This window comes from Pectobacterium sp. HCp5_1 (genome assembly GCF_032905925.1).
GTDB classification, from domain to species: domain Bacteria; phylum Pseudomonadota; class Gammaproteobacteria; order Enterobacterales; family Enterobacteriaceae; genus Pectobacterium; species Pectobacterium brasiliense_A.
The window spans coordinates 88,372-107,986 of record NZ_JAUMIO010000015.1; the positions used below are offsets into that span (position 1 = coordinate 88,372).

Below are 19,615 nucleotides of genomic sequence, written 5' to 3' on the forward strand. Positions count from 1 at the left end.
ATTACAGTACCTTCAACATCGTCACTTCACAGTCGGTGTGGCCCGTGTTACCCATTGAGTGGGGAATCAGCTCGAAGCCCAGTGACTCATACAGTCGGATCGCGCTGGTCAGGTGGCCGGTTGTTTCCAGATAGCAGCGGCGAAAGCCGTGCTGACGTGCAAAATCAAGCGCCTGTATCGCCAACTGACGTGCCAGCCCTTTTCCCCGAACGATGGGGAGGAAATACATTTTCTGTAATTCACACACATCTTCTTCACCTGCGACCAGCGGAGCAATGCCGCCACCGCCAACCACGCGGCCTTCATATTCAACCACCCAGTAGGCGCTTTTCGGCTGACTGTAGAGGGCAAACAGCGCGTCCAAATTAGGATCGGAAACGGTGTAGCCTTTATCAGCCGTCAAACCAAATTCAGCAGAAACCTGGCGGATGACCTGAGCGATAGCGGCATCGTCTCTCGCAGTGATTGGGCGTACCTGAAGATTGGCGGAGGTCGCGGTTGTCATAATACGTACTCTTGCTCTTACGGTTTACGAGGGGAATGATCCTGGCCGATTGTAATACCATTTCAGACCACATTGATGCAACGTCTATGCCCTTTCTTCCTGCTGTTCTTCGCGTGGTATCTGCGGTGATTTTTATGCCATATCCACACTAACGCGCCAGCATTTTCTACTGTTAAAGCCATAATATGACACTCTGGAGATTGAATTATCTAAGATATAAGTAAAATTTCCTGCAATCTCTTAAGATATAAATATTTAGGTCGCGCTATTCCTTACGGTTTATAAGACTACTCAGTTGTTTAATTACTGTTAACTTTTATTGTTGTCGTTAACAAGACATGCTTAAATAAGCCGCTTTTTGTATGCCAATAACGTGTCTAATGAAACGTTTATGAGGCTTATTTCTTTTAGGATGAAAGGTCTATGACTATCAATACTTCAGAAAATAGCGCGCAGCATCGCGTGCAGTTTCATGGTAAGGCTGGGGAATATTTTGCAATTTGGCTGGTGAATGGATTATTAACAATAATCACCTTAGGTATTTATTCTGCCTGGGCGACAGTGCGCCGCCGCCGTTATTTTTACGGCAACACGGAAATTAACGGTGACCGTTTTGATTACCACGCACAGCCCATTCAGATCCTCAAAGGACGTTTGCTGGTTATAGCCGGTATTGTTCTGTTTTATATCGTATTAGCAATGTCACCGACGTTAGGAACTATTCTCGCATTGGCATTTGCGGCATTGATTCCGATTATCGTGATCCGCAACTGGCGTTATGACGCTATTATGTCCAGTTACCGTGGCGTCCGTTTTAACTATCACTGCCAGACGGGCCGCGCGTATTGGGTGCTGTTGCTTTGTCCTATCCTGCTGCTGCTGGCGTTTTATGCTGTTTTAGCGGTTGCGATGTTCATTGGTATGCAGAGCGATAGCCCGATTATCATTACACTCATCGTGCTGGCGCTGGTGGTTCCTGGGTTTGCTGCGGTCAATGGCATCATGAAAATGATGCAGCTTGATTTCTATGTTAATAACCTGTTCTTCGGCAAAACGGCGTTTAAAGCGGAGTTGACGAAAGCGGCATTTATTAAATTCGCCCTGATTAGCCTGCTGATTTTTGTTCCTTTCTTAATCGCCGCGCTGTCATTCATGGGGTCGTTCATTTTTACGCTGTATCAGATTATTATGATGGGCGCAGATTCGGACACCATTGCCATGATGCTGCTGAGCAACGTCTTCAATATGGTCATGATGTTCGTTGTGGCGCTGCTGGGTGTGCTGGTTTCCAGCAGTTATCTGGTGGTCGCACAGCGTAATTATCTGTTTAATCAGACGTCGCTGAATGGCGGTGTGAAATTGCACTCTTCCATGCAAACCATGTCTTACATGGGGCTGCTGATAACCAATAGCCTGATCACTATTTTCTCTTTGGGTTGGGCTGCACCGGTGGCAGAGATTCGTCACGCACGCTATATTGCGAATGCGACAGCGGTTGAAGGCGATCTGGCACTGCTGCATGTTCAGGCTCATCAGGACACAGCAAACAGCGCACTGGCCGAAGAAGCCGTGCAGGCGCTCGATTTGGGTGTCGGTCTCTAAGGCAGGAATATGAATATTGAGGGGCATTATCAATACCCCGGATTGGCGGCCCGCGTGGCCGCTTCTCTTCATTTAACGGACAACGGTTCGATGATGGTGTTGAACACCGGGTCATCGAATACGACATTTGCATTAGAGCAGGTCACGGTTTCCGATGCGCTGGGCTCGATTCCTCTAACGCTCACCTTTCCTGACGGTGGTCGCTTTGTTCCTGCCGACGATCCCACTTTTCGCTCGTGGTATTCTGCACGACGTCGCCCAGGACTTGTCCATCGTCTGGAACGCCATAAGCGTGGCGTCATTCTCACACTACTCGCCACAATCTTGCTCGTCATAAACTACGTTTACGTGGTACTGCCGTGGGCAAGCTCCGCGCTGGCGCTACGGATGCCTAGCGTTATCGAACAGCAACTGGGGCAAAATACGCTAAAGCTGTTACGGCACAGTGATTTTAAGCCTTCTGAACTGCCTGTTGAGCGACAGCAGGCGATGCAAACACTGTTTCAACAGGTTATGCCCGCTGACATGCGGGAAGACAAAACGCCACTGCGTCTGGAGATTATGTCTGCGCCTATCGGGCCGAATGCTTTTATGCTGGCAGATGGCACGCTGATTATCAGTGACGATCTGGTGAAGCTGGCGAAAAATGACAACGAGCTGGCCGCGGTGATGCTGCATGAAATGGGGCACCACGCCTATCGCCACCCAATGCGCATGGTGGTGCGTTCATCGCTGGTATCGCTGACGTTCATGTGGATGACGGGAGATGTCAGCGGCGTCGGGGATACCCTGTTGCAGTCTGCCGCTTTTATCAACGAGATGCAGTTTTCTCGCGATATGGAACGGGAAGCCGACGCATGGGCAATAGCCGAAATGCAGCAGCAAGGGCGTTCGCTTCAGTCGATGCAGGCAATGTATCGGGCCTTGATCGCTAACGACCGCAGTCAGGATGAAATTGATTCGCTGGATTTACCGGACTGGCTAAGTACGCACCCGGATATGGATGAGCGGCTGAAAGCCATTGAAAGCGAGATGAATAAGCACTAATCCTCAGTTCTCGATTCTCACCTCCGATCTAACACTGCCTTATGTCAATCGTGTGCGGTGTCACCGCACACGATCTCCTTCTATACTCGTCATACTTCAAGTTACATGTGCGTTGGCTACGTTCAGTCACCCGAATCACTTACCTGAGTAAGCTCATCGGGATTCCTTCGCTTGCCGCCTTCCTGAAACTCGAATTATTTAGAGTATGATTAGATATTTGAGCAAAAAAAGCGCGCTTTGTTGTTTTTATAAACGCGCATGTCGAGTGAAAAGCATGAACTGCGTAGCCGGACGATTAACAGGAATACGTTAAATATCATCCTATTAAAAACTATCTGTAGAATCTCTCGCGATAAATAAAAAAACCAGACAATAATCTCTTTTTATTATTAGTTCGCTTATGTTTATTGGGATTTTTCCTAATAGACATTAAAATCGCGGCTTCACGACTTCATGATTACCGAAGAGTTATTTATGATTAATCGAATTCTATCAGGGGTGGTGGGCGCATTTCTGTTAATGCTGTCACCATTAACGCATGCACAGACCAATTTCCCAGAGCCTAAAGAAGGCGACTGGATTGCGCCAGAATTTACCTTCAACAGCGGCGAAAAATTAAAAGATCTGCGTATTCACTACTACACGATCGGTGATAAAACCAAGCCCGCTGTCTTACTGCTACATGGAACGAACCAGCCGATTAAATCACTGCTAGCAAATGGCTTTGGCGGGGAGCTGTTCGGGCCGGGTCAGGCGCTGGATAGCAGCAAATACTTTATTATCATGCCGGAGAGCATCGGTTCTGGAAAATCGTCCAAACCGTCAGACGGCTTACGGATGAAATTCCCGCAGTACGATTATAACGATATGGTGCAGGCACAATATCGCTTAATCAAAGAAGGGCTGGGCATTAACCACCTGCGTCTGGTGATGGGATATTCCATGGGCGGCATGCAAACCTGGCTCTGGGGTGAAAAATACCCAGACATGATGGATGCGCTGGTGCCAATGGCGTCGCTGCCAAACGAGCTGTCTGGTCGTAACTGGATGATGCGCCGCATCTTGATTGAATCCATCAAGAACGATCCAACGTGGAATAACGGCGATTACACACAGCAGCCGCCAACGCTGAAAACGGCCAGCATTATGTTCAGTATCGCCACCACTGGCGGCACGCTCGCGTATCAGAGCAAAGCGCCGACGCGCGCGCAGGCGGACAAACTGGTAGAAGATCGCCTTGCGGCTCCGTCGACCAGCGATGCGAATGACTTTATTTATATCTGGGGCTCGTCTGCAAATTATAATGCGGCACCGGAACTGAATAAAATTAAGGCACCTGTGCTAGTGATTAACTCTGCGGATGATGAGCGTAATCCTATTGAAACAGGCATCCTGGATAATGAGCTGAAGAAAATTAAGCAGGCGACGTTGTTCCTTATTCCCGCCAGCAAAGATACCAGTGGGCATGGCACTATGATGTCGGCGAAGTTTTATAAAGATGAGCTACAACGTTTCTTAGAAAAGAATCCGTCTCAGAAAAATAATAAAAAATAAATACTCATGACCGGCAGAAAATCTCTTTCTGTCGGTCATCGCTTGCTTGTTACCTTTCTTTATTTTATTACGGTTTTATAACGAATTTATTTCAGTTCGTGGGAATTCACACGTCTGGAAAATGAATAACGACTATTACGTAAATAACGGAACGGCTCTGCTCTGGAGCTGGCGCTCATCCTTTCTTATTTTAGGCCACAGGGATAATTTATGTTTCGTAAGATAAAGATCCGTACTGCACTCAGCATGATGGTGTTTTCGTTAGCGGCGTTACTGCTTTTCGTCGGCGTGTTAGGGTTGGTTGCCGTTCAGTCAGGGAATAAGTCATTTGCTCGCGTCGATATGGAAGTGCTGCCAGGGCTGGTTGCGCTGAATGACAGCTCAGAATTGCTGTTGCGTGGTCGGTTGGATTTGCGTCTGTACGAATCATTAATGGGGAAGGGGGATGTCGAAGCAGCTAAAGTCGCGCTGGGGCGCGCCAGAGGCAAGGTCGACGGTGCCAGTGAAAAGTGGCAGGAATACCTGAAATACCCACAGTCCGAAGCGGAAAAAACCATTTCTTCGGACATGGCCGAGAAACGCAATACGTTGATGCAGGAGTTTATCGATCCGGCATTTGCGGCGCTTAACGCAGGGAATCTGGATGAATATCGCCAGCGCGCCGGGAAATCGACAGTGCTGTATGCCGCGTTTGATAAATCCTCTAAAGCGTTGGTTGCCTTCAAGCTGAAGAGCATTGATGAGGCCTACGCGGATTCAAATGGGCGTGTGCAACTGATGGAAACTATCCTGTACGGCGCGATCGCCTGTGCGCTGCTGCTGGCGGCACTGGCCTGGTCTGTGATGACCAACATGATCGTGAAACCGCTGAATCAGGCGATTTCCGTCTTTGACCGCATCGCCGAAGGCGACCTGCGGGCGCAGATTGATAGCAGCGGAAAAAATGAGATCGCGCACCTGTTTGCTGCGGTTCAACGTATGCGCGACGGGCTGGAAAATATGGTGCGCGTGGTGCGTAACGGAACCGATGCGATCAGCGTCGGTGTTGAGGAAATTGCCTCCGGCAACATCGATCTTTCCAGCCGTACTGAACAGCAGGCGGCCTCGCTGGATGAAACCGCTTCAAGCATGGAACAGATCATGTCGACGGTGAAAAACAACGAAGACAACACGCGTAAAGCCAACGATCTGGCGCTGAAAGCCTCTAATTCCGCGTCTCGCGGTGGGAATGTTGTCTCCGAAGTGGTGGATACCATGCGTTCCATCAAGCAGAGTTCTGCCAAGATCTCCGACATTGTTGGCGTGATCGATGGCATTGCCTTCCAGACTAACCTGCTGGCGCTGAACGCTGCGGTAGAATCTGCGCGTGCGGGCCAGTACGGTAAAGGCTTTGCGGTGGTGGCTTCCGAAGTGCGGATGCTGGCTGCGCGCAGTGCGACGGCAGCGAAAGAAATTGGCACCATGATCGATGATTCTCTCAGCCGCATTGAGAAGGGCGCTGGGCTGGTTGAAGTCGCCGGTAACACCATGGACGAAGTGCTGATGGATGTGAAAAAAGTGGTCGATATCATGGATGAGATCACGTTGGCTTCCAGCGAGCAGAGCCGCGGCATTTCGCAGATCAATATTGCCATCAATCAGATGGATGGTGTGACCCAGCAGAATGCGTCCTTGGTATCAGAAGTGGCGACCTCTGCGAATTCACTTCAGGAGCAGGTTGTTAATCTGCAACAGTCCGTTTCCCGTTTCCAGATCGCAAGGGAAAACATGGAGTTGGACAACGTGCTGCCCGGCTTGCGTCAGAACATCGCGCTGGCCGATGCCCGCTAATCGTTAAATGACCTTATCACCTGTTTTCGCTAATGTTATGTGGAGAGCGAAGACAGGTGATTCATGTACGCACTCATCAATCCATAAATGGTGTGGTATGGATAAACGGCACGGGAACCGTCAACGTTAACCATACGCCGTTATCCGCCTGATAAAGTAAAAAGCCTCGTTTTTCAACGAGGCTTTCGTACTTACCGTACTACCGCTAGAAAATCGGTGAGCGTTACAGCGCAGCGATGACTGCGTGCTGCTCCAGCAGTTTGGCTTTCGCTACGGCGTAACCGTCCAGCTTCTCACGCTCTTTGGTGACGACCGCTTCCGGTGCGCGTGCCACAAAGCCTTCGTTGGACAGCTTGCTTTCGATGCGCTCAATCTCTGCTTCGATTTTCGCTACTTCTTTCGTCAGACGATCCAGCTCTGCCGCTTTATCGATCAGGCCTGCCATCGGAATTAACAGCTCGGCACCATCAATGAGTTTAGTGACGGAAACCGGACCTTTATCGCCCGCAGGCAGCAGCGTAATGCTTTCCAGACGCGCCAGCGTTTGGATAAAGCTGCGGTTCTCTTCCACGCGACGCTGTGCTTCACCAGTGACATCACGCAGTAAGACTTCCAGCGGTTTGCCCGGCGCGATGTTCATTTCCGCACGAATGTTACGTACAGCGATAATCGCCTGCTTAATCCATTCCAGATCGTTCAGCGCCAGCGTATCTTCCTGCGCGGCATCAAATTCAGGGAACGGCTGCAACATGATCGTGTCGGCGTTAATGCCTTTCAGCGCTTTAACGCGTAGCCAGATGGTTTCGGTAATGAACGGAATAATTGGATGTGCCAGACGCAGCAATGCTTCCAGTACGGTAACTAACGTGTGACGCGTACCGCGCAATTCCGCTTCTGAACCGCCATTCATCACAGGCTTCGTCAGCTCCAGATACCAGTCGCAGAACTGGTTCCAGGTGAACTCGTACAGAATGTTGGCCGCGATATCAAAGCGGTAACCATCCAATGCCTCACGGTAGGCTTTCACCGTGCGGTTGAATTCTGCCAGAACCCAGCGGTCAGCCAGTGACAGCACTTTCTCGCCTGCGCCAAAACCGCAATCCTGATCTTCAGTGTTCATCAGCACAAAACGGCTGGCGTTCCACAGCTTGTTACAGAAGTTGCGGTAACCTTCCAGACGTTTCATGTCCCAGTTGATGTCGCGGCCGGTAGAGGCCAGCGCCGCCAGCGTGAAGCGCAGAGCATCCGTACCGTGCGGCTCGATGCCGTTCGGGAACTGTTTCTCGGTGCGCTTGCGGATTTTTTCCGCTAGCTGCGGCTGCATCATATTGCCGGTACGTTTTTCCAGCAGCGCTTCCAGCGAAATGCCGTCGACCATATCCAGCGGGTCGATCACGTTCCCTTTGGATTTGGACATCTTCTGACCTTCATCATCACGGATCAGGCCGGTCATGTAGACGGTATGGAATGGCACTTGGGGTTTGCCGTCTTTATCTTTGATGAAGTGCATGGTCAGCATGATCATGCGGGCAATCCAGAAGAAGATGATGTCGAAGCCGCTGACCATCACGCTGCTTGGGTGGAATGCTTTCAGATCGGGCGTTTGCTCTGGCCAACCCAGCGTAGAGAACGTCCACAGCCCAGATGAGAACCAGGTATCCAGTACGTCTTCGTCCTGATTCAGAACGACATCGTCAGCGAGGTTGTTTTCACTGCGTACTTCCGCTTCGGTACGGCCTACATAGACGTTGCCGTTAGCATCGTACCAGGCCGGAATGCGGTGACCCCACCACAGCTGACGGGAGATACACCAGTCCTGAATGTCGCGCATCCAGCTGAAGTACATGTTTTCGTACTGTTTTGGTACGAACTGGATGCGGCCATCTTCTACCGCTTCCACCGCCGGTTTAGCTAACACGGCAGCCCGTACATACCACTGGTCGGTCAGCATCGGCTCAATGACAACGCCGCCACGGTCGCCGTAAGGAACGGTCAGATCGTGCGCTTTGATCTCTTCCAGAAGACCAAGCTCATCGAATGCGGCGACGAGCGCTTTACGCGCGGCAAAACGCTCCAGACCCTGGAAGGCTTCTGGAATGTCGCTGCTGCAAGCGGTGCTGGCTTCGCCATTGGTATCAAAAACTTCAGCGCTCTGACGGATATCGCCGTCGAACGTCAGGATATTGACCATCGGCAACTGGTGGCGTTTACCGACTTCGTAGTCGTTGAAGTCGTGCGCTGGCGTGATCTTCACACAGCCGGTGCCTTTTTCCATATCGGCATGTTCGTCGCCAACGATCGGAATACGACGGCCAATCAGTGGCAGGATCACCTCTTTGCCGATCAGATCTTTATAACGCGGATCTTCCGGGTTAACGGCGACGCCAGTATCACCCAGCACGGTTTCCGGGCGGGTAGTCGCGACGACCAGATAGTCTTTCCCGTCAGCGGTTTTCACGCCATCGGCCAGCGGATAGCGCAGGTGCCACATCGACCCTTTCACTTCGCGGTTTTCGACTTCCAGATCGGAAATTGCAGTACGCAGTTTTGGATCCCAGTTCACCAGACGCTTGCCACGGTAAATCAGGTCTTCTTTATACAGACGGACGAAAACTTCTTTCACCGCGTTGGACAGGCCTTCATCCATGGTGAAGCGCTCGCGCTCCCAGTCAACGGAGTTGCCCAGACGGCGCATCTGATTGGTGATGTTGCCACCGGATTCGCCTTTCCACTGCCAGATTTTGTCGATGAACGCTTCGCGGCCGTAATCGTGGCGAGTTTTGCCTTCTTCTGCGGCGATCTTGCGCTCAACGACCATCTGCGTGGCGATACCGGCGTGGTCGGTGCCTGCCTGCCACAGGGTATTTTTACCCTGCATACGCTGATAGCGAATCAACGTATCCATAATGGTTTGCTGGAAAGCGTGACCCATATGCAAGCTGCCGGTGACGTTGGGCGGCGGGATCATGATGCTGAAGCTGTCTTTACTCGTGTCGCCGTGCGGCTTGAAGTAGCCTTGCTTTTCCCAGTGTTCGTAGAGCGGCTGCTCGATATCTTGCGGGTTATATTTCGTTTCCATTATGCTCAAAATTCAGTGAGTTGGCGGCGTAGCCGTGGTCAATTGGAAGCCGACGCTGCGATAGGTTTTATAGCGGTCGCGCGCCAACTGTTTCAAGGATTCTTCGTAAGGGACAAAGTCTATCACTTCATGGAAAGCGGTGGCAAAATCTGCGAACTGCGGCAATAGGCTGATCAGCAGATCCCGTGGCGCGTTGCCACGCCGTTGCGGCCAGGCCAGTTCGACCGGCGCACCGTGACGCGGCCCTTCGCCTGCCAGATTGTGCGGCACGAATGCGTTGGGATCGCGCTGCCACAATGCTTCGTCCAGTCTGATGGCCTGCTGCTCGTCTTCACAGGCAATCAGCACGCGCTTTCCTGCTCGCCAACGTTCTGCCGCCAGATCGCATGCCAGTGCCTCATGGGCGCTGAGCTCACCGCTTTTGCTGTCGTGTTCGAGAAGATAGAACGTTGCGTTTTTCATTGTTTACACTATTGATTGCTAAGAGCCAGAAAGTGATAAGGGCCGGAAGTCCGGCCCGATAGACAATTACCTTATAAGGATAAGGCAATCGCTGGCTTTGGTCATCGCCGTTGACGTGAAAGTCTTATTCTACGTCGTTCTGTCCGGCGCGGTTAAGCAGGAACTGTGATAACAGCGCGACCGGGCGACCCGTTGCGCCTTTGGCTTTACCAGAGCGCCAGGCGGTACCTGCGATATCCAGATGCGCCCAGCTGTACTTACGCGTAAAGCGCGACAGGAAGCAGCCTGCGGTAATCGCACCGCCTGGACGACCGCCAATATTCGCCATATCGGCAAAATTGGATTCCAGCTGTTCCTGGAATTCGTCGGTCAGCGGCAGACGCCATGCGCGGTCGCCAGACTGCTCGGACGCGCTCAACAGCTCGTGCGCCAGCGGATTGTGGTTCGCCATCAGCCCAGTGATGTGGTGCCCCAGCGCAATCACGCACGCGCCGGTCAGCGTTGCGACGTCAATGACGACGTCCGGCTCATAGCGCTCCACGTAGGTCAGCGTATCACACAAGACCAGACGGCCCTCCGCATCGGTGTTCAGCACTTCAACCGTTTGGCCGGACATCGTGGTCAGTACGTCGCCCGGACGGTATGCGCGCCCATCGACCATGTTTTCACAACCCGCCAGCACGCCGATGATATTCAACGGCAGCGCCAGTTCGGCCGCCATGCGCATCACGCCGTAGACCGTGGCCGCGCCGCACATGTCGTATTTCATTTCGTCCATGCTGTCGGCAGGTTTGATGGAGATGCCGCCGGAATCGAACGTCAGCCCTTTACCGACCAGCACAATCGGGCGGGTTTCCGGGTTTGGGTCGCCTTTATATTCGATCACGGACATCAGCGATTCATTCTGCGAGCCCTGACCCACGGCCAGATAGGCATTCATGCCCAGCTCTTTCATCTGCTGCTCGCCAATCACGCGCGTGATGATGTTCTGGCTATAGGTATCGGCCAGTTGACGCGCTTGCGAAGCCAGATACGCGGCATTACAGATATTCGGCGGCATGTTGCCGAGATCTTTCGCGGCTTTGATACCCGCAGCAATCGCCAGACCGTGCTGAATGGCACGCTCGCCGCTGGTCAGCTCACGGCGTGTCGGCACGTTGAAGACCATTTTGCGCAGCGGACGGCGCAGCTCGACCTTGTTGCTCTTAAGCTGATCGAAGGTGTACAGCGTCTCTTTTGCGGTTTCGACTGCCTGACGCACTTTCCAGTACGTGTTACGGCCTTTCACGTGCAGCTCGGTCAGGAAGCAGACCGCTTCCATTGAACCGGTTTCGTTCAGGGCGTTGATCGTTTTCTGAATCACCTGTTTGTACTGGCGTTCATCAAGTTCGCGCTCTTTACCGCAACCAATCAGCAGAATGCGCTCGGAAAGAATGTTAGGTACATGGTGCAAAAGCAGTGATTGCCCCACTTTGCCTTCTAATTCACCACGGCGAAGCAACGCGCTGATGTAGCCGTCGCTGATTTTATCGAGTTGTTCGGCAATAGGGGACAGACGACGCGGTTCAAACACGCCGACGACAATGCAGGCACTGCGTTGTTTTTCCGGGCTACCGCTTTTTACGCTGAACTCCATGTACTCTCCTGAATCTTAAAGACAACAGCGGGGGCAACGGCTAGAATGTGACACTCCGTAATACTTCCCGCCGTTGCGTTAACATAACCTGTGTTAATCTTAACGACGTAACGAACCTGTTTTAGTGACTAATAAGCAGGTTCTGATACAACAGCTCAAACGCAGTGTGTTGTAATACAGTTTTAGCTAAGAGGGCAGCCAAAAATGAGTATAAATGGCGCGTTAGCGAAGAAACTATCGATTTTCCTGCAAAAAGACAAGTTTTCACAGGCGTAATTAAGCGTGATCATCATTCGATATCTGGTACGGGAAACCTTTAAGAGTCAACTGGCCATCCTTTTCATTCTGTTACTGATTTTCTTTTGCCAGAAATTAGTGCGGATACTGGGCGCCGCTGTTGATGGTGAAATCCCGACAAATTTGGTTATCTCTCTGTTGGGATTGGGCGTGCCAGAAATGGTGCAGCTCATCCTGCCATTAAGTCTATTTCTTGGCGTATTGATGACGTTTGGCCGCCTCTATGCGGAAAGCGAGATCACCGTCATGCACGCCTGCGGGTTGGGCAAACGCGTGCTGCTGAAAGCTGCACTGGTCCTGGCCGTGTTCACTGCCATCGTCGCAACGATTAACGTCATGTGGCTCAGCCCATGGTCGTCACGGCATCAGGAAGAAGTGTTGGCGGAAGCGAAGGCGAACCCTGGTATGGCAGCATTGGTTGAAGGGCAGTTCCAGTCCGCACAGGGTGGCAACGCGGTGCTGTTTGTCGGCAATGTCAAAGGGGCAGAGTTTGAGCACGTCTTTCTGGCACAGCTGCGCCCCAGCGGTAACGCACGGCCTTCTGTCGTCGTCGCCGATCGCGGCCATATCAAGCAAAACGAAGATGGTGCGCAGGTTGTGACGTTGGATAACGGTTCGCGTTACGAAGGCACGGCGCTGCTGCGTGATTTTCGTATCACCGATTTCACCAACTATCAGGCCGTGATTGGTCACCAGAGCGTGACGCTAAATAATAGCGACGTGCAACAAATGGATATGAAGACCCTGTGGCATTCGGATGCACATGATGCGCGTGCGGAGTTCCACTGGCGGCTGACGTTGATTCTTTCGGTACTGATCATGGCGCTGATGGTGGTGCCGCTGAGTGTGGTGAATCCACGTCAGGGCAGGGTACTGAGCATGCTGCCTGCGATGCTGCTGTACCTGATTTTCTTCTTGCTGCAAAGCTCGCTGCGTTCTAACGCCAGCAAAGGAAAAATCGATCCGATGGTATGGGTCTGGCTGACCAACCTGATGTACTTCGGTATCGCGGTCATGCTTAACCTCTGGGATACCGTGCCGATGCGCAAAGTGCGCGCCCGCTTTAAGCCTCGTACCCTTAAAACACAAGGAGCGGCCTGATGTTTGGTGTATTAGACCGCTATATCGGCAAAACGATTTTTACCACCATCATGACGACGTTGTTCATGCTGGTGTCGCTCTCCGGCATCATCAAGTTTGTCGACCAGTTGCGTAAAGTCGGGCAGGGCGAGTATTCGGCGCTGGGCGCAGGGTTGTACACGCTGCTCAGCGTACCCAAAGATATTGAGATCTTCTTCCCGATGGCGGCGCTGCTGGGCGCGTTGCTCGGGCTGGGCCAGCTTGCAACCCGCAGCGAACTAGTGGTGATGCAGGCTTCTGGCTTTACCCGCTTGCAGATTGCGACGGCCGTGATGAAAACTGCGATCCCGCTGGTGCTGCTGACGATGGCGATTGGCGAGTGGGTGTCTCCGCAAGGGGAACAGATGGCACGCAACTACCGCTCTCAGATGATTTCCGGTGGGTCGATGATCTCTACGCAGGGCGGACTGTGGGCAAAAGACGGCAATGACTTTATCTATATCGAACGAGTGACGGGCGATAAAGAACTGTCTGGCGTCAACATCTACCACTTCGACGATAAGAACAAGCTGCTATCTGTGCGCTATGCGGCCTCTGCCGAGTTTGAAGATGACAGGAATGTCTGGAAGCTCTCGCAGGTTGATGAATCTGATTTGAGCGACGGTAAACAGATTGGTGGCAGCCAGACGTTCAGCGGAGAATGGAAAACCAACCTGACGCCGGATAAGCTCGGCGTGGTGGCGCTGGAGCCGGATGCGCTGTCGATCCGTGGGCTACACAATTATGCCAAATACCTGAAACAAAGCGGGCAAGAGTCGAACCGCTACCAGCTGAACATGTGGAGCAAAATCTTTGCCCCGGTCTCAGTGGCGGTGATGATGCTCATGGCGGTCTCTTTCATCTTCGGCCCGCTGCGCAGCGTGTCGGCGGGTTCACGCATCGTGATCGGTATCAGCTTCGGCTTCCTCTTCTACCTGCTGAATGAGATATTCCGCCCACTCAGTCTGGTCTATGGCATCCCGCCGATCCTGGGCGCGATCTTGCCGAGCTCGGTGTTTCTGTTCATCAGCGTAGCGCTGCTGCTAAAACGCCGATAGGACCCAGTCATTCCAAAAAAGCGCCGAGCGGATAGCCCCTTGGCGCTTTTTTATTGGTCGTGACAAATTGCCCTCGGCAACGTTCATTACCACTTTATATTAAGGTGAAGCGGGCATAACACGTTGCTAGAGATGATTTTTTCAGCACTTAAGCGAATGCAGAGTGGATTAACGTTGCGCGTGGGCCGTCAAACGGTATAATGCACCCGTTTTCCGCATACTACTTCTGTGCCGAAGTGGCGAAATCGGTAGACGCAGTTGATTCAAAATCAACCGCCGCAAGGTGTGCCGGTTCGAGTCCGGCCTTCGGCACCATCGTATGAAAATCAAGTCACCTCAGGGTGGCTTTTTTTATGTCCAAAATCGTCCAGTAACGTCCATATCTATCTGTAAAATAACAATTTTAATTTCATTTCCATCTATGGGTTTTTGTCTGTTTTATCCACGATGGTCTTTTTTCATCCATTGACATCCAGAGGATTTGGGGGTCAAGATAAGGGTCAATTCACTTCGATTATGAGTTGACCCCCAAATTATGGCACTGACCGACGTTGTTGCCCGTACCGCCAAGCCCCGCGAGAAAGCCTATAAGCTCGCGGACGCGCACGGCCTGTATCTTTTGGTGAGTCCTAACGGCTCTAAGCGCTGGTATCTCAAATATCGCTTTGAAGGTAAGGAAAGCCGGATTGCGTTCGGTGCCTATCCGCTAGTCTCGCTGGCAAAGGCCAGAGAGAAGCGTGATGAGATACGATTGCTGCTGTTGGAGGGCATTCACCCAACGGAAAAGCGCGAAGAAGAAAAAGAGCAGGCGCAAGAGGCGTTGAATACTTTTGCGAAGGTCGCGCAGGACTGGCACCGAAACATTAGCCAAAATCGGTGGTCAGAAACACACGCCGGACGGGTATGGCGCGATATGGAACGAAATCTACTGCCTGCTATCGGGCATCGCCATATTGCCGACCTGAAAACTAAAGACCTGCTGGAGCCGCTGAAAGTCGTCGAACAGAACGGCCATCTTGATTTGGCGTCACGGCTGCGCCAGCGCGTCACCGATATTATGCGTTATGCGGTGCAGAACGATCTGATAGAGCGTAACCCCGCGCAAGACCTCTCTGGCGCGATAGCTGCGCCCAAGGCCACTCACCGACCTGCCCTGAAACTGAATAAACTGCCGGATTTTCTGGCACGGATAGAACGCCACAAAGGGCGGGCGTTAACCAGACTGGCCTTAAAACTCACGCTGTGCGTTTTTATCCGCTCCAGTGAGCTACGTTTTGCCCGCTGGCCGGAAATCGATTTTAAACGTGCCATGTGGACGATACCGGCTGAACGTGAAGCCATTCCCGGCGTGAAGCATTCGCAGCGCGGCGCAAAGATGCGCTCTGAACATCTGGTGCCGTTATCCCGACAGGCTTTAGCGCTGCTGGAAGAGATTAAGGCCATCAGCGGTGCTCATGAACTGATTTTCCCCGGCGATCATCGACCAACCAAACCGATGAGCGAAAACACCGTCAACAACGCATTACGAACCATGGGATATGACACCACTACAGAGATTTGCGGACATGGCTTTCGCACCATGGCCTGTAGCGCACTGGTGGAGTCCGGCCAGTGGTCGCGGGATGCGGTAGAGCGCCAGATGAGTCATCAGGAACGCAACGGCGTCCGTGCTGCCTATATCCACAAAGCGGAGCATCTGGATGAGCGTAGACTGATGCTGCAATGGTGGGCGGATTATCTGGATGCGAACCGGAAAGAGTATGTGGTGCCGTATGAGTTTAAAAATATTTGATTCATTAGAGATCTGGCGATGAAAGAAACGAAAAAACCAGCGGTAGCGCTCACTTCTCTGATTGAGGAGGCAGAACAGCGTCATCAGAGGGTCTTACAAGGACTTGCCGATGTTGATGCAGGGCGTGTTGTTAATCACGTTGATATGCAGGCGTTTATCGCCAGACTGAAAAAAGCATAATCGATAGAAATACGGGGCGTATCCTGTATCTAAAGCCCATGCATTAAGCTCCGCACCAGCCCCTTTTTTGGGAGGGGCTGGCGCTCATTTTTCTTATGTAGATGATTTTTCCTGCTGTTCATAATACCCAAGTATCATTTCTGCCAGATCGTCTTCCACCGTATAGAAATAGCAAGCCGGGACGTGCAGCACTGATGCTAAGCGGCAGGCCAGTGCAAAATCCGGCTTATGAATACCGCGCGAATCTTAACCCAGTGACAGTTTAAGCTGCATCCCACAAGCAGCGGCATACCGTTGTAAGGTTGAGATACTCGCACTGGAAACATTTCTCTCAAGGCGGCTCACCGCAGGTTGGCTTACACCCATGCGAGCGGCAATTTCTGTACTTGTCAGACCTGACTTGGACTTCATTTCGATCAGAACAGCGCGAAGCTCTTCTTCTTGAGTTTCGTCCTCATACGCTTTTTTAACTTCAGGATTAGAAAGCGCTTTCGCTTTAACTTCAGAGAAGTTGATACCTTTAACTGCCATCTTTCAATTCCTCCCATCTTGACTTTGCCAGCGCTATTTCAGCTTTCGGGGTCTTAGGGGTTTTCTTTACGAATGTCCTTAAAATATAGATCTTACGTCCTTTTGCGTAAGCAAAAAACGTTCTGCTTATGTCTTTTCTACCAACCCGTAGCTCAAATAATCCACCTTCGATGATGTCCGTGTCTGGATATCTTAGCTCGGGCCCTTTAGCTTCAAGTTTTTCAAGCCCTTTAAGCGCTTTTGCCTGCATAATAGGTTCGAGGTCATAAATTTCGCTTGCAGCTTCGGGGTGAAAAATCAATTCATACATGTCAGTCCCCTTATTAACGGGGAATATAACCCATAAGTTATAATAACTCAAATGTTATATTTGACGTGTGTCGGCAGAGTAAGCGATTAGCAGGCATCCCCCACCTTTCCCCCACTTACTCAGGGATCACGGCTTCCCCCACCTGATTTTCACCACTTTGTTAAAAATGTTTATTTATTATTGAGTTAAGTCATTCCCCCACTTCGCACCTATATATGCGTGGAAAGTGGGGGAAAATGCCGGATAGAAGGACTTCTTATCCGTTCGCCCCCACTTTCCCCCATTTAATCCCCCGCCTTATTCCGTTGCGAGAGTGGCGTGATCCGTTCCCCCTCAAAGGCGATCAGGCCATCCTTTTCCAGTTTGTCCAGCCAGCGGGTGAACTTCTTGTTCACATCAAAGCCCATTGCCCGCATATCATCCCGCACTAATGAACGGGTGCAGCCTTCGCCGACAACATAAATCACCACACCCTGTGTCACCAGCTTGCCTGCCATGGTTTGCCAGTGGCGATGTGGCATCCCCACGATACAGCTGTAACCACACAGATAATCACAATCGCCATGCAGAGAGTCGTGTACCGAAAGGCGGATTGTGCTTATGCTGAACGGGCGAGTGTATGGAAGCTCGGGAATCGCTGAAACCAGATTTCTTCTAAGCGTTATTTATACAAGTCATGCATTTTTAATAAACAGGAACCGAGGAGGACGAATGGAGTTAATCGTGACGCACGAAATCGCTGATAACGATCGGGAAGCACTTTTTGCTGGCCTGAGGAGTTACAACCATCGGTTTATTAATCCTGCTTCTTTTGGGCAAATCGGTATTTTTCACCGAAATAGCGCCGGAGTGATGACGGGCGGGTTGATCGCCATGCGTAAAGGATTATGGCTGTGTATTGATTATTTGTGGGTGAGCGAGGAATCCAGAGGTCTGAAGCTCGGCAGCGCGTTGATGAAAGAAGCAGAGCAGGAGGCGATACGTCTTGGGTGCCGTCATGCTCTTGTGGATACCTTTAGTTTTCAGGCACTTCCTTTCTATGAAAAGCAAGGTTATCAACTGCAAATGTCTTTACCCGATTTTCCTGAAGAAGGCATGTTTAGGCACTATCTAATAAAGCAAAATATGCAGTCTGCATGATAGTTATCCGCCCATTGACCAATGACAAGGTAGCGCTGGTAGCCCCTTCTTTATAATCAGGCCCGTTTCTCTTCTCACTGGTGTGGACGCATGGCTTACCAACTTAACCTTAACTGGCCCGAATTCTTAGAAAAATACTGGCAAAAACAACCTGTTGTATTGAAAAATGCTTTCCCGAATTTCGTCGATCCGATTACGCCGGATGAGCTGGCGGGTCTGGCGATGGAGCCGGAGGTCGATAGCCGTTTGGTCAGCCATAACAATGGTCAGTGGCAGGCCAGCAACGGGCCGTTTGAGCATTTTGATAATCTGGGTGAAACCGGCTGGTCGCTGCTGGCTCAGGCGGTGAATCACTGGCATGCGCCGTCTGCTGAACTCGTGAGCCCGTTCCGCGTGTTGCCGGACTGGCGTTTAGATGACCTGATGATCTCCTTTTCCGTACCGGGCGGCGGCGTGGGTCCGCATATCGATCAGTACGATGTCTTCATCATTCAGGGGATGGGTAGCCGCCGTTGGCGCGTGGGTGACAAGCTGCCGATGCGTCAGTTTTGCTCGCATCCTGCGTTGCTGCATGTCGATCCTTTCCCGCCGATCATTGATGAGGATCTTGAGCCGGGCGATATTCTCTATATTCCACCAGGCTTCCCGCACGATGGCTTCACGCATGAAACCGCACTTAACTACTCCGTGGGGTTCCGTGGGCCGAACGGCAGAGACTTAATCAGCAGCTTTGCTGACTATGTGCTGGAGAACGATCTCGGCGGTGAGCACTACAGCGACCCTGATTTGACCTGTCGGGAACATCCGGGGCGGGTTGAGGACTATGAGTTTGACCGTCTGCGCGAGATGATGATCGACGTGATCAATCAGCCAGAAGCGTTGAAGCAGTGGTTCGGTCGCTTTGTGACGACGCCGCGCCACGAGCTGGATATCGCACCGGCAGAACCGCCCTACAAGCCGGATGAGGTTGTGCGGGCGTTGATGGACGGTGGTGTGTTGACGCGTTTGAGCGGCCTGCGCGTTCTTGAAGTCGGCGGTAGCTACTTCATCAACAGCGAACGATTGGACACGGTCGATCCGAAAGCGGCGGATGCGCTGTGTCGTTACACCGTTCTTGGTAAAAAAGAGCTGGGTGCGGCGCTGAAAAATCCGGCATTTGTGGCTGAATTAACCGGGTTGGTTAATCAAGGATATTGGTTCTTCGACGAATAACACTCTTCTTAGTTGCGGCCTCCGAGAGCATTCTTGCATGGTGTGGTTTGAGGCCGCCTCCTATAGTATGAAGGGTCTTCTATTGCTAGCAATTAGTGATTTATTGAATTAATTGGTAATGGATAATTGAGCTATCTTCTAAATAGCTTTGCATATTACCGCTCCACTTTAGCCAAACCATGTTGATTTCCGGGGAACGGCGAAGCGGCATTCATAAATCGCTTTACCTGTTCCAGTAACTGCCACATATACCGGCACTGA

16 protein-coding genes, 1 tRNA gene and 3 pseudogenes are annotated in these 19,615 nt (G+C 51.6%); 11 read left to right on the forward strand and 9 right to left on the reverse strand.

Going from position 1 to position 19,615, the window contains the following annotated elements; genetic code table 11:
- Nucleotide 1 precedes the first annotated feature (1 nt).
- Nucleotides 2–505 carry a GNAT family N-acetyltransferase gene (locus Q3A88_RS12280; protein ID WP_014913944.1) on the reverse strand — a complete coding sequence of 168 codons (504 nt, stop codon included), beginning with the start codon at nucleotides 503–505 and terminating at the stop codon, nucleotides 2–4.
- A gap of 423 nt (nucleotides 506–928) precedes the next feature.
- On the opposite strand from Q3A88_RS12280, the gene Q3A88_RS12285 reads away from it, so the two are divergent.
- The 4 genes from Q3A88_RS12285 to Q3A88_RS12300 all read left to right on the forward strand — a co-directional run bounded on the left by Q3A88_RS12285 (nucleotide 929) and on the right by Q3A88_RS12300 (nucleotide 6,538).
- Nucleotides 929–2,107: a YjgN family protein gene (locus Q3A88_RS12285; RefSeq protein WP_317178002.1), complete on the forward strand. Its 1,179-nt coding sequence runs from the start codon at nucleotides 929–931 to the stop codon at nucleotides 2,105–2,107.
- A gap of 9 nt (nucleotides 2,108–2,116) precedes the next feature.
- Nucleotides 2,117–3,154, forward strand: a complete 1,038-nt coding sequence (locus Q3A88_RS12290; RefSeq protein WP_317178003.1) for a M48 family metallopeptidase — start codon at nucleotides 2,117–2,119, stop codon at nucleotides 3,152–3,154.
- Between the two features lie 474 nt (nucleotides 3,155–3,628).
- The gene (locus Q3A88_RS12295) at nucleotides 3,629–4,708 is read left to right on the forward strand and encodes an alpha/beta fold hydrolase (RefSeq protein ID WP_039517524.1); all 1,080 of its coding nucleotides are present in this window, start codon (nucleotides 3,629–3,631) and stop codon (nucleotides 4,706–4,708) included.
- A gap of 210 nt (nucleotides 4,709–4,918) precedes the next feature.
- Nucleotides 4,919–6,538, forward strand: a complete 1,620-nt coding sequence (locus tag Q3A88_RS12300; RefSeq protein ID WP_317178004.1) for a methyl-accepting chemotaxis protein — start codon at nucleotides 4,919–4,921, stop codon at nucleotides 6,536–6,538.
- Between the two features lie 223 nt (nucleotides 6,539–6,761).
- Here Q3A88_RS12300 and Q3A88_RS12305 read toward each other — a convergent pair whose 3' ends face one another.
- From Q3A88_RS12305 to pepA, 3 genes are all read right to left on the reverse strand, one after another.
- A complete protein-coding gene (locus Q3A88_RS12305; protein WP_317178005.1) occupies nucleotides 6,762–9,617 on the reverse strand; it encodes a valine--tRNA ligase in 2,856 nt (951 codons plus the stop codon).
- Nucleotides 9,618–9,629: 12 nt separating this feature from the next.
- Nucleotides 9,630–10,079, reverse strand: coding sequence for a DNA polymerase III subunit chi (locus Q3A88_RS12310; RefSeq protein WP_005973664.1), 450 nt, complete (start codon nucleotides 10,077–10,079; stop codon nucleotides 9,630–9,632).
- A 124-nt stretch (nucleotides 10,080–10,203) separates the two neighbouring features.
- Nucleotides 10,204–11,715 carry a leucyl aminopeptidase gene (gene pepA, locus Q3A88_RS12315; RefSeq protein ID WP_010284628.1) on the reverse strand — a complete coding sequence of 504 codons (1,512 nt, stop codon included), beginning with the start codon at nucleotides 11,713–11,715 and terminating at the stop codon, nucleotides 10,204–10,206.
- 282 nt (nucleotides 11,716–11,997) lie between these two features.
- On the opposite strand from pepA, the gene lptF reads away from it, so the two are divergent.
- From lptF to Q3A88_RS12340, 5 genes and pseudogenes are all read left to right on the forward strand, one after another.
- Nucleotides 11,998–13,113, forward strand: coding sequence for an LPS export ABC transporter permease LptF (lptF, locus tag Q3A88_RS12320; protein ID WP_317178006.1), 1,116 nt, complete (start codon nucleotides 11,998–12,000; stop codon nucleotides 13,111–13,113).
- Nucleotides 13,113–14,189 carry an LPS export ABC transporter permease LptG gene (lptG, locus tag Q3A88_RS12325; RefSeq protein ID WP_010284634.1) on the forward strand — a complete coding sequence of 359 codons (1,077 nt, stop codon included), beginning with the start codon at nucleotides 13,113–13,115 and terminating at the stop codon, nucleotides 14,187–14,189. Before lptF ends, lptG begins: the two co-directional genes overlap by 1 nt.
- A gap of 230 nt (nucleotides 14,190–14,419) precedes the next feature.
- A tRNA-Leu gene (locus Q3A88_RS12330) sits at nucleotides 14,420–14,504 on the forward strand.
- Between the two features lie 220 nt (nucleotides 14,505–14,724).
- On the forward strand, nucleotides 14,725–15,981 hold the full coding sequence (locus tag Q3A88_RS12335) for a tyrosine-type recombinase/integrase (protein ID WP_317178007.1): 1,257 nt from the start codon (nucleotides 14,725–14,727) through the stop codon (nucleotides 15,979–15,981).
- A 45-nt stretch (nucleotides 15,982–16,026) separates the two neighbouring features.
- Nucleotides 16,027–16,161 (forward strand): annotated as a pseudogene (locus Q3A88_RS12340) (CopG family transcriptional regulator); the annotation flags it as partial.
- 93 nt (nucleotides 16,162–16,254) lie between these two features.
- On the opposite strand, the pseudogene Q3A88_RS12345 reads toward Q3A88_RS12340, so the two are convergent.
- The 4 genes and pseudogenes from Q3A88_RS12345 to Q3A88_RS12360 form a co-directional block, all read right to left on the reverse strand.
- A pseudogene (locus Q3A88_RS12345) lies at nucleotides 16,255–16,401 on the reverse strand (transcriptional regulator); the annotation flags it as partial.
- A gap of 6 nt (nucleotides 16,402–16,407) precedes the next feature.
- Nucleotides 16,408–16,692, reverse strand: a complete 285-nt coding sequence (locus tag Q3A88_RS12350; RefSeq protein ID WP_315708604.1) for a helix-turn-helix transcriptional regulator — start codon at nucleotides 16,690–16,692, stop codon at nucleotides 16,408–16,410.
- Nucleotides 16,682–17,002 carry a type II toxin-antitoxin system RelE/ParE family toxin gene (locus tag Q3A88_RS12355; RefSeq protein WP_317178008.1) on the reverse strand — a complete coding sequence of 107 codons (321 nt, stop codon included), beginning with the start codon at nucleotides 17,000–17,002 and terminating at the stop codon, nucleotides 16,682–16,684. Before Q3A88_RS12355 ends, Q3A88_RS12350 begins: the two co-directional genes overlap by 11 nt.
- Before the next feature lie 284 nt (nucleotides 17,003–17,286).
- Nucleotides 17,287–17,454 (reverse strand): annotated as a pseudogene (locus Q3A88_RS12360) (transcriptional regulator); the annotation flags it as partial.
- Nucleotides 17,455–17,713: 259 nt separating this feature from the next.
- Here Q3A88_RS12360 and Q3A88_RS12365 point away from each other — a divergent pair.
- Together Q3A88_RS12365 and Q3A88_RS12370 are read left to right on the forward strand one after the other, a co-directional pair.
- Nucleotides 17,714–18,142, forward strand: coding sequence for a GNAT family N-acetyltransferase (locus Q3A88_RS12365; RefSeq protein WP_317178010.1), 429 nt, complete (start codon nucleotides 17,714–17,716; stop codon nucleotides 18,140–18,142).
- Nucleotides 18,143–18,232: 90 nt separating this feature from the next.
- Nucleotides 18,233–19,354, forward strand: a complete 1,122-nt coding sequence (locus tag Q3A88_RS12370; RefSeq protein ID WP_317178011.1) for a cupin domain-containing protein — start codon at nucleotides 18,233–18,235, stop codon at nucleotides 19,352–19,354.
- Nucleotides 19,355–19,509: 155 nt separating this feature from the next.
- On the opposite strand, the gene Q3A88_RS12375 is transcribed toward Q3A88_RS12370, so the two are convergent.
- A partial coding sequence (locus tag Q3A88_RS12375) for a hypothetical protein (protein ID WP_317178013.1) occupies nucleotides 19,510–19,615 on the reverse strand: 106 nt, incomplete at its 5' end.